This is a genomic window from Flavicella sp., assembly GCF_029238425.1.
Taxonomy (GTDB): Bacteria; Bacteroidota; Bacteroidia; order Flavobacteriales; family Flavobacteriaceae; genus Flavicella.
The window spans coordinates 1-9262 of the sequence record NZ_JAQWGB010000102.1 but is presented as its reverse complement, the minus strand read 5'-3'; the positions used below and the strand labels follow the sequence as shown (position 1 = coordinate 9262).

At 32.3% G+C, this 9262-nt stretch carries 10 protein-coding genes; 3 read left to right on the top strand and 7 right to left on the bottom strand.

Annotated elements, in window-relative coordinates; genetic code table 11:
- The 3 genes from P8H68_RS07635 to aroQ all read right to left on the bottom strand — a co-directional run.
- Positions 1 to 338: ATP-binding cassette domain-containing protein (locus P8H68_RS07635; RefSeq protein WP_300323070.1), on the bottom strand; the 338-nt coding region annotated here is incomplete at its 3' end.
- A 1-nt stretch (position 339) separates the two neighbouring features.
- Positions 340 to 1194 carry an ABC transporter permease gene (locus P8H68_RS07630; RefSeq protein ID WP_300323068.1) on the bottom strand — a complete coding sequence of 285 codons (855 nt, stop codon included), beginning with the start codon at positions 1192 to 1194 and terminating at the stop codon, positions 340 to 342.
- A 93-nt stretch (positions 1195 to 1287) separates the two neighbouring features.
- Positions 1288 to 1701 (bottom strand): type II 3-dehydroquinate dehydratase, encoded by a 414-nt coding sequence (gene aroQ, locus P8H68_RS07625; RefSeq protein ID WP_300323066.1) that lies wholly within the window; start codon positions 1699 to 1701, stop codon positions 1288 to 1290.
- Between the two features lie 125 nt (positions 1702 to 1826).
- Here aroQ and xerD point away from each other — a divergent pair, with 125 nt between their 5' ends.
- Entirely contained in the window at positions 1827 to 2723 is an 897-nt protein-coding gene (gene xerD / locus P8H68_RS07620) for a site-specific tyrosine recombinase XerD (protein WP_300323064.1), read from the top strand.
- On the opposite strand, the gene lpxK is transcribed toward xerD, so the two are convergent.
- Positions 2724 to 3764, bottom strand: coding sequence for a tetraacyldisaccharide 4'-kinase (gene lpxK / locus P8H68_RS07615; RefSeq protein WP_300323063.1), 1041 nt, complete (start codon positions 3762 to 3764; stop codon positions 2724 to 2726).
- 109 nt (positions 3765 to 3873) lie between these two features.
- On the opposite strand from lpxK, the gene P8H68_RS07610 reads away from it, so the two are divergent.
- Both P8H68_RS07610 and P8H68_RS07605 read left to right on the top strand, forming a co-directional pair.
- A complete protein-coding gene (locus P8H68_RS07610; RefSeq protein ID WP_300323072.1) occupies positions 3874 to 4968 on the top strand; it encodes a Nif3-like dinuclear metal center hexameric protein in 1095 nt (364 codons plus the stop codon).
- A gap of 2 nt (positions 4969 to 4970) precedes the next feature.
- Positions 4971 to 5744 (top strand): hypothetical protein, encoded by a 774-nt coding sequence (locus P8H68_RS07605; protein ID WP_300323061.1) that lies wholly within the window; start codon positions 4971 to 4973, stop codon positions 5742 to 5744.
- A gap of 61 nt (positions 5745 to 5805) precedes the next feature.
- On the opposite strand, the gene P8H68_RS07600 is transcribed toward P8H68_RS07605, so the two are convergent.
- From P8H68_RS07600 to P8H68_RS07590, 3 genes are all read right to left on the bottom strand, one after another.
- On the bottom strand, positions 5806 to 6813 hold the full coding sequence (locus P8H68_RS07600; protein ID WP_300323059.1) for a metal-dependent hydrolase: 1008 nt from the start codon (positions 6811 to 6813) through the stop codon (positions 5806 to 5808).
- 1 nt (position 6814) lies between these two features.
- Positions 6815 to 7993 (bottom strand): hypothetical protein, encoded by a 1179-nt coding sequence (locus tag P8H68_RS07595; RefSeq protein ID WP_300323057.1) that lies wholly within the window; start codon positions 7991 to 7993, stop codon positions 6815 to 6817.
- A 105-nt stretch (positions 7994 to 8098) separates the two neighbouring features.
- Entirely contained in the window at positions 8099 to 8815 is a 717-nt protein-coding gene (locus P8H68_RS07590; protein WP_300323055.1) for a metallophosphoesterase family protein, read from the bottom strand.
- Positions 8816 to 9262 lie beyond the last annotated feature (447 nt).

Sequence of the window (9262 nt, the reverse complement as noted above, 5' to 3'; positions counted from 1 at the left end):
GCGATACGCCCATTGTATTTGATAGAACCTGTAGTTGGACCTGTTACTTTAGATAAAATTTTTAACAAGGTTGATTTTCCTGCTCCATTCTTACCAATTATTCCTAGAACCTCTCCACGTTTTACTTCAAAATTGATGTCTTTTAAAGCCCATACGTATTCAGATTCCCCTTTAGATGAGCGATCATTGGATTCACCAATTTTCAAATAAGGATCTTCTTTTCCTCTTATACCAGCCCACCATCTATTGAGGTCATGACTAATAGTACCAGTCCCAATAGTTCCAAGACGATATTGTTTCGAGAGATTTTCTACTTTTAAAATAACTTCCTTCTCCATACTATATAGTATCTATAAAACTTTTCTCCGTTTTGTTAAAAACTAACATTCCTAATATAAATATTGTAAATGAAATACCCATCATGTAAAGAATATCTTCTATTAACACAACCCCAGTATTTAGCATCAAGTTTCTGAAAGTGACAATAATGGTGGTCATAGGATTGTATTCAACAATCCAAGCATAATCTTTCATAGTCTCTCGCATCAATTCAATTGGATATACCACTGCTGATAAATACATCAGCAACTGAACGCCAAATGAAACCAAGAATGTAAGATCTCTATATTTCGTAACCATCGAAGAAATAACCATTCCTAAACCTAGTCCTAGCAATCCCATAGAAATAATTAAAATAGGCAAATACAGTATATTTAAAGAGATATCTAATGACATACCATTAAAAACATAGTAAAAATAAAAGCCAAAAAATATAGCCAATTGAATTCCAAATTTCAATAAATTAGAAATCACTATTGAAAGTGGCATAATTATTCTAGGAAAATATACTTTACCAAAAATAGCTTGATTCTTTTTAAACGTGTCAGAAGTTGCAATCAAACAATCTTTAAAATAATTCCAAGCCGTAATACCCGCTAAATTGAATAAAAATGGCGGTACGCCATTCGTTGGTATATTGGCAATTTTATTAAATACAATCGTAAAAATGATAGATGTAAATAAAGGTTGTATCAGATACCAAAGAGGCCCAAGTATCGTTTGCTTATAAACGGTTATAACATCTCTCTTCACAAAGAGGATTAATAAATCTCTATAAGCCCAAACCTCCTTAAAGTTTATATCCAGAAGACTATTTTTAGGAGTTATTTCGTAAAGCCAATTCTTTTTACTCATATCTAGCCCCTGAATTTAAATTAAATCATTATTCAAAACTCAAACAATCGGGGTTTATTGTTTAAATCCTAAAAAAAGTAAATATCTTTTGTTCTACAAAAAACTCTCTATTGCCAAATCATAACTTTTCAAACCAAAACCTAACACCACGCCTTTACACACTGGTGAAAGATAGGATTTGTGTCGAAACTCTTCTCTTTGGTGTACATTAGAAATATGAACTTCAACAACCTGGGTTGTAATTCCACTAACCGCATCTGCCAATCCAACAGAAGTATGTGTATAAGCACCTGCATTGAAAACAACACCGTCATAAGAAAATCCAACCTCATGTAATTTGTCAATCAAAGCACCTTCATGGTTAGATTGGAAATACTCCAATTTAATTGTTGAAAATTTTTCTTTTAAGCCAACCAAATAATCCTCAAAAGAATCAGAACCATAAATCTCAGGTTCACGCTTCCCTAGCAAATTCAAATTGGGCCCATTTAAAATTAAAATCTTCATATCTAAATCTCTTTATAAAAAACAAAAATAACAATGTTCCTGAATCTACAAAGGTTTTTTGTCTATAATTAAAGTGTAATTTATAATCCTTCTCTTGTTTGCTTGTTTTTGATATATTTACCCCTATGAAATGGAATCAAGCTTCAAAGGATTATAAGAATTTTCTTCAGATAGAAAGAGGAATGTCCGACAATACTATAGAAAGTTATTTGAGGGATTTACAAAAGTTGATTTCATATTTAGAAACGAATGAAATCCATATTGCTCCAGAAAAAGTCGACAAGCAACTTTTATTAGAGTTTATATATCAAACGGCTAAAACGAGCAATCCTAAATCTCAGGCTAGACTCATTTCTGGGCTTCGGAATTTTTTCGATTATATGATCTTTGAAAAATATAGAGAGGACAATCCGACAGAATTGATTGAAACTCCTAAAACAGGACGAAAATTACCTGACACGCTTTCTCTTGAAGAAATAGATCAAATTATTGAGACCATTGACCTCAGTCATCCTCAAGGAGAAAGAAATAAAACGCTGCTTGAAACCTTATATAGTTGTGGTCTCCGTGTTACCGAATTGATCAGCTTAAAAATCTCAGACTTATTTTTTGACGAAGGGTTTATAAGAGTCATTGGTAAAGGAGACAAACAGAGATATGTCCCTATAAGTTATGAAACACAGGGGCTCATCAATACGTATATCAAATACATCCGTTGTCACACCACTCCTGTCGTTGGCTTTGAAGATACTTTATTCCTTAATCGTAGGGGGAAACAACTGACGAGGAACATGATTTTTACCATCATCAAAAATCTTACTATAGAAGCCGGTATTGAAAAAAAAATAAGCCCACACACCTTTCGTCATTCCTTTGCGACTCATTTATTAGAAAGAGGAGCCGATTTAAGAGCTATCCAGCAAATGTTAGGTCATGAAAGTATTACAACCACAGAAATTTATATGCACCTAGATAAATCTCATTTGAAAAAGGTCGTAGAAGAATTTCATCCGAGAAGTTGATCAACTCAATTTGATTTTTTCTTTGACAAAGTTATCAAAAGAAGCATTTTCTTGAATATCAGTTTTAATACCTAAAACATACAAATCATCAATAAATACCGATAATCTTGTTGCATCTTTTTCTGTAGTCAAGATGATTTTTTTTGGATTCTCAATATTTGAAAAAGCACTATTGATTTTAGACACATCTTGCTCCGTAAAGTCATGATGATCCGGATACTCTACATCTTTGAACTGAATTCCATTCCGACTTAGATATTCTTTCAGCGGTTTTGGCTTTGCTATTCCGGTAACCAATAAAACATTATATTGAATTAATTCTTGTAAGTCGATTTTTTTCGCCGCAGAAGTTACATAGTCATCATAGGCAATAGCACTAAAAAATACTTTCTGATGCTCTTTGGGTTTTATTTCTGAAATAATTTCTTGCTGTTCTTCTATTGACAATTTCGGACATTTTGTAACAATGATAACATCAGCTCTTTTTGCTCCACCTCTAGTCTCTCTTAAATCTCCCGTTGGCAACACAAAATCTTTTGTATATCTATTATCATAGGAAGTTAATAAAGTATAAAACCCTGCTTTTACTTTTCTATGTTGAAATGCATCATCTAACAAAATTAAATTTACGGAGGGCACTAACTCTTTGATTTTTTCAATACCATTTCTTCTATCTGCATCAACAGCGACTTTGATTTTATTGAATTTCTGAAAAAACTGAAATGGCTCGTCCCCTATTTCTGCTACGGTAGTACTTTCATCAGCTAGTACAAAACCTTCCGATTTTCTCTTATATCCCCTACTCAACACGGCAATATTGTAATCGTTTTGTAGTAAACGGATAAAATATTCTATTTGGGGCGTTTTTCCTGTACCACCAACACTTAAGTTTCCCACTGCTATAACGGGAATATCATATGCTGTTGATTCAAAAATTCCTGTGTCAAAAAACAAATTACGAATACTTAAGACCAGTCCATACAATAATGAAGAGGGCCACATAAGATATCTCAGTAATTTCACAATGGATTGCAGAATCATATAATTAATGTCAAAATTTAGCTATTAGCAAAAGTAAGTAATTAGCTGAATCGAAAAGAATAGAATTCAACTATATTTTTTTACATTTGATTTCAAATAGAAATTTATGATTACGATAAAAGATATCACAAACAGCATTGAAGAGCTGGCTCCTTTAAATTATGCCGAAGGTTTTGATAATGTTGGATTGTTAGTAGGAGATTATAAAACGGAAGTATCCGGAGTTTTGGTAACTTTGGACACCTTGGAGAATGTTGTTGAGGAAGCTATTGAAAAAAAATGCAATCTTATCGTAAGCTTTCATCCCATTGTTTTTTCTGGACTAAAAAAAATCAATGGTAATAATTATGTTGAAAGAGTCATTATAAAAGCGATCAAACACGATATTGCCATTTATTCTATGCATACAGCATTAGACAATTCCATCAATGGTGTCAATGCAAAAATATGTGATGTATTAGGGTTGAAAAACAAGCATATTTTAATCCCTCAAAAAAATACGATCAAAAAATTACTGACTTACGTTCCTATTGAAAATGCAGAAAGGCTAAGAAAAGCTATGTTTGCCAAAGGAGCAGGTAAAATTGGAAAATACGACAATTGTAGTTTTAATGTAGAAGGTTTCGGAACCTATCGTGGTGGTGAAGATTCTAATCCTACCATAGGGACCAAAGGTGTGCTTCACACAGAAAAGGAAATTATTATTGGTGTTATTTTTGAAAAACATCTTGAAGGAGCAATTTTAAAGGCAATGTTTGACAACCATCCTTATGAAGAAGTTGCCTACGAAATCACAACCATCGAGAACAAACATCAACAAATTGGTATGGGAATGATTGCGGAATTTGAGGAAGAAATGCAAGAAGTGGATTTTTTAAATTTTGTAAAAAACACCCTACATACGGATTGTATTCGTCATTCCAAACTAACAGGGAAACCAATTAAAAAGGTTGCTGTGCTCGGAGGATCGGGAAGTTTTGCTATAGAAAACGCTAAAAATGCAGGTGCAGATGCTTTTATTTCTGCTGATTTCAAATACCACGAATTCTATAAAGCTGAAAATCAGATACTAATAACTGATGTTGGACATTATGAATCGGAACAGTTCACAAAAAACTTATTAGTGGATTATCTTACAAAAAAATTCACTAATTTTGCAATCATTTTATCAGATAAAATTACGAATCCTATTTATTATATATAGACATGGCTAAGAGCAAAGAACTAACCGTTGAAGAAAAACTAAGATCACTTTACAGATTACAATTGATTGATTCAAGAATTGATACAATTAGAAGTGTACGTGGAGAATTACCTTTAGAAATTGAGGATTTAGATGATGAGGTAGCAGGTCTTAAAAATAGACTTTCTAAATTAACGGAAGATGTTACTAATTTTGAGGCAGATATTGCTGCTAAAAAAATAGCAATTGAAGAGTCTAAAGCAGCTTCAAAAAAATACGAAAAACAACAAGAAAGTGTTCGTAACAATCGTGAATTTGATTCTTTAACGAAAGAAATTGAATTTCAAGGATTGGAAATTGAATTAGCTGAAAAACGCATCAAGGAGTACAAAGTAAAAATTGAGCAAAAGAAAGAAGTTATTGCTAGTACTACTGAAAAGTTAGATAGACAAGAAGGTCACTTGAATCACAAGAAGACTGAATTGGATGCAATTACTAAAGAAACTGAGAAGGAAGAAGATTTGATGAACAACTTGTCTGCTGAGTTATCAGAAAAAATTGACATTCATTTATTGAAAGCATACAAAAGAATCCGTTCTAATGTAAAAAATGGTTTGGCTGTTGTTTCTATTGAAAGAGGTGCTGCTGGAGGATCTTTCTTTACAATTCCACCACAGGTTCAAATTGAAATTGCTTCTCGTAAGAAAATTACTATTGACGAATACAGTGGAAGAATCTTAGTTGATTCTACATTGGCTGATGAAGAAAAACAAGCTTTGTCTGACGTATTGGCTTAATCCATTTTATATCATAAAAAAAAGCTACCTATTCAGGTAGCTTTTTTTATGCCTATATATTTTATTTATTACCCAATACTCTGTGGAATAATTTGGACAACAACGGTCCAGCCTCAGAAGTATTTTTCTCCGTCTCTTCTGCCGTGAGCATACCATTTTCTATGTTTAGTTTGTATGAAAACACAAATCTATCTTCTACTGGAGAGATTCCCATCAAACCAAATCTCAAATCATTAAAATACAAAACTCCATCTTTTTTCTCAATCGTATACCAATCATGTGATAAAGTAGCCAAGCGCTGTATCAGTGGATCTGTTTTATAAGCTCCTAACAAATCATGATCTTTTTCAAAACTTCTCCAGGAGATGTTTTTATCCTTATCTAACAAAGAATAATAGCCTATCAAAAAACTATCTTTGGTCTCCACATTCGCTGTCCATAAAATACTATTTAACGGAGTCGGTTTCGTTTCCATGGCAATATATTCCACTTCTTGTTCCTTTAAACTCTCTTTAAACACAAAATAAGTAATCCCTTTAAAAACAATAGTCAATAGCATATAAGCGGAGCTGACAATCAATCCCATTCTATTGAGGCGTTCTCTTTTTACGGTTCCTCTTTTTTGGATCATCGCAAAAATTAAAAAAAACAAAAACGGAACGGTATACATTGGATCTACCACAAAAATATTGTTGTAAGAAAACTTATATTCCAGTGGCCAAAGTAATTGCGTACCCCAACTGGTATGCATATCTAACAGCGGATGTGTAAATAAGCCCCAAAACATCAATTGAGTCCAACCCTTCCAACTTGCCTTTTTTCCTTTGTAAAGCTTAAATATCAACCAACCGAATATTGGAGCAAAAATAAGACTAAACATTATGGAATGCGAAAATCCTCTGTGTAGCTCATTTGCAGTAACGGAGTCGAAGAATAATTTATTGACCACATCTAAATCCGGAATTGTACCGGCAATTGCCCCCCACAACATAGCTTTATTTCCAACTTTTTTACCTAAGACAGCTTCTCCTACCGCTGCACCTAAAACAATCTGTGTTAATGAATCCATATTACTTTTTAAAAGGTCTTCTCAATTCAAATTCATCTGGCTGAATAGAAGAAATTAATGGTTTTAATAATTTTGATGGTAATAAATTTCTATGTCTCGCAAATAGTTTCATCTCCACTGGCAACGCCCCTATTGCACTTTTACTTGTTTCAGCTGTTCTTCCAAGCCTCAATACTTTTTTCTCATGCTGAATTCCAAGGTTGACAAAATCGTACAACATTCTTTGATATAACTTGTACGTATTATTTATATTATAATCGATCCCCACAAAATTAGCATCTATAATATCTCTATAAAAAAACGAACTTGTAAAACCTACTAACACCCCATCTAAAAAATACCCTTTGAAAATAAATTTATTTCCTAAGTTATTTTTAAGCTCTAAAAAAGTACGGACATCCAACACTCCTAAATTATAGTTGGCTTTCTGTAAAACTTGCTCATACAAAAAACTGATTCTCTCTGAATGCTTTTCTATATCATTTGCTTCTAATTCCAGAACTTCAATAGCTTTAGATTTTTTTAAAACCGCTTTTGCTCTTGTTCTGTATTTGGTGTTCATAGATTCTAAATAATCGTCAAAACTACTCCATTCAGAACGCAGTTTTAAAATCATATTTACATCAATATTAAAATCTAAAAAACCTGAATCATTCAAATTAGAAAAACTTCCGTCATCCGTTAGCCAAAATTCTTTAATCAATGAAAAAGAAATTTTATCCCCTTTATAGTTCGTGTTTTGTAATTCTAAAATAACCTCCGTCAATATTTTTAAAAACTGACTTTTTTCCACTCCTTGAAAAGCAAAACCATTTTCTCCACAAGCATATAAATTACCGCAAATTAATAATGATAGCTTTTTATCATTCAAAAAATAAGTCTGAACTTTATCCGCAATTGAACAGGGGATTCTTTCTTGTAACAATTCTTTTGCCTTGAAATGAACCAACTGAAATACAGCAACGCCAATAATTAAATTCTCACTATTAAAAAAAGTAACATAGCGAAAATTCATGGTTGCACTCATCCCCTGTTCTAAAGCAAGTAAATAAGGAATGGACAAATAAATATTATCTGAAGTATCAACTGCTTCCCACTCTTGATGGTCTACCTTTGTAATGCTATCATATACTTTAAAAGTAGCATTTGTATGTGAGCAATTAAATAATCTGTTGAGCATAGGTTGAAGTGCAATAGATACCTCTATTTTTAGTTTAAAAATAATTAAATTCTTAGACGCATCTCTAAAGGCTTAATTACAATTACACAATTTAAGATAATTTTATCACTTTGCTATACGCAAGGCCTCTGCAAAAGAATTTGGTAATTCGCTTTCTTCAACGGCTTTGGCAGCCTTTTCAACATCATAGCTTACTCTATTAAAACTTACAGCTATTCCCTTTCCTGAAATCAATTCACTATTCTGATCTATTTCTAACATAGCATAACAACCTCTAGGATCCTCATCTTTGGGTTTTCCAAGAGATCCGATATTTACCACATGTTTGAAACCAGTTTCTGTTTTAACAGCTCTATGAAAAGGTTTGTGCGTATGTGCACAACATAAAACATCTACGCCTGCAGCATCCATCATTTCCAACAAATAGGAATCTTCCGTTTCTTCTAAAATATATTCGTTGTTCCTATAAGTACTTCCATGTACAAACAAAACATCCGTCTTTTTACCTTGAATTTTAAACTCCAATCGAATGTGCTCAGGTAATGACAGAAGATAATCCTTCACGTCTTCCTTTAATATTTTATTTGTAAAAGCACCTGATACTTTTTCTGTAGGAACTCCAACAACTGCATCATGATTACCAGATAGAGTTGCAATTCCTTTTTCTCTAATTAGGTTCACAACTTCATTTGGCCAAATATTGTAGCCTACCAAATCTCCCAAACAATAGATTCCGTCCGGTTTTTGTTTGTTTATATCTTCAAAAAAAGATTCCAATGCTGGTAAGTTGGCATGTATATCCGAGAACAAGGCAATTTTCATATCTATATTTTTTATAAGTCACAAATATAAAAAAGTAGTCCAAAGTATGACGAGTCGAAACCATTAATTAAAGAGCATACAACTCACTATTTATAGCTAGCTTATTATAGCTAGCTTATTATAGCTAACTACTTATAACCTATTTCCCCTCATTTATACTCTATTTTAATCTAGTTATGCCTTTTTTCTAAATAAAAAGACAGATTGATTCAAATTTGCAGCATCTAAACAAAATGAAAGGACATGTTTGTCAATAGTCTCATGATGTTTTAAAAAGTAAAATTTGATATAAGTTCGTTAAGTAGCTACACTAATTTATTGATTTACAAGTGGAATCCGAAAAACTTTAATAGAGTAGGAAAAATTAAACCCTCAAAATTTCATAAACTACTATGAAAAAAATTATTTCAAAATTAGCTATCATAGCATTTACTATTGGTTTTACAA